Genomic DNA, 1,038 nt, shown 5'->3' on the forward strand with positions numbered 1-1,038 from the left:
CCGCGATAGATAGTAGCCAAAAAACTCATCATAATAACAATTAGTTTTACATAACGTTCAGTGGCTTCTTCTAATTGCGTCGTATTGATTGCAATAACAACGTACTTAGCATCAGGATAGAAACTATTATCTATTTTTTCAGTAATCAAGCGATAATTTTCCGTTTGATCAAAATAGTTCTGAGCACTTCCCTTACTAATAACATCAATAGTATTTTTATCTATTGGTAAATTAGATAAGCTAGAAAATTTGTCGACAACGTTTAGGAGCTTTCCATTCTTATCAATAACTAACACACTAGTATTAGCTGCTACAGTCAAATCATGAGGAGCATCTTCGATTTTTGATTTGGTCTTTTTAGATTTTGTCTTATAAACACTCGAATTAGGTATTTTGTCTAGCGATATGCTTTGCTATCATACTCCTGATAGATAGTTGCCGTATTATTTTGATCTACATCAGAAGTCAGAAAAAATTCGCATTTTAGCATTTCCATTTCCAAATAAGAATTGGTCTTAGTTACTGCTGCTTTCAGACTAGAGTTAACATTGGAATAAACTCCATAACTGAGAATCTGCAATATCATAACAGTCATGATAAGGAAAATACCAGAAAAAGTTGCAAAGAAATGGATGAAGGACTTAAAGCCGTCTGACTTGATTCTCCTGAAAAGATAATTGAAAAATTTAGTCAGCATTCTTCAAAATATACCCCACACTTCTTAAGGTTTGTAGGTTGGTAGCAAAATCAGTCCCCCTAAATTTCTTACGAATTTTCGAAACATAAACTTCAACAACAGAGACATTGGTATCACTATCGAATCCCTAAAGACGATCAAAGATTTGCGACTTGGGCAAAATAACGTTTTGATTTTGTAGGAAGTAGACTAATAAATCAAATTCTTTACCAAGAAGTTCTACTTCTTTATCACCCACATAAGTTGAATTTGTAGAAAGGTTGACACAAACATCTCCAAAAGAAAAAGTATTTTGATCAAATTTACCAGAACGTTTCAAAAGTGCCTGAATACGCATCTTC

3 pseudogenes are annotated in these 1,038 nt (G+C 32.9%); all 3 read right to left on the reverse strand.

The features are described from left to right. Positions 1–320 (reverse strand): annotated as a pseudogene (locus CGS49_RS14340) (hypothetical protein); the annotation flags it as partial. 366 nt (positions 321–686) lie between these two features. Continuing rightward, a pseudogene (locus CGS49_RS14670) lies at positions 687–806 on the reverse strand (helix-turn-helix domain-containing protein); the annotation flags it as partial. 18 nt (positions 807–824) lie between these two features. Further along, a pseudogene (locus tag CGS49_RS14580) lies at positions 825–1,038 on the reverse strand (DNA-binding response regulator); the annotation flags it as partial.

The sequence above is a fragment of the Faecalibacterium langellae genome, assembly GCF_002549775.1.
Classification (GTDB): domain Bacteria; phylum Bacillota; class Clostridia; order Oscillospirales; family Ruminococcaceae; genus Faecalibacterium; species Faecalibacterium langellae.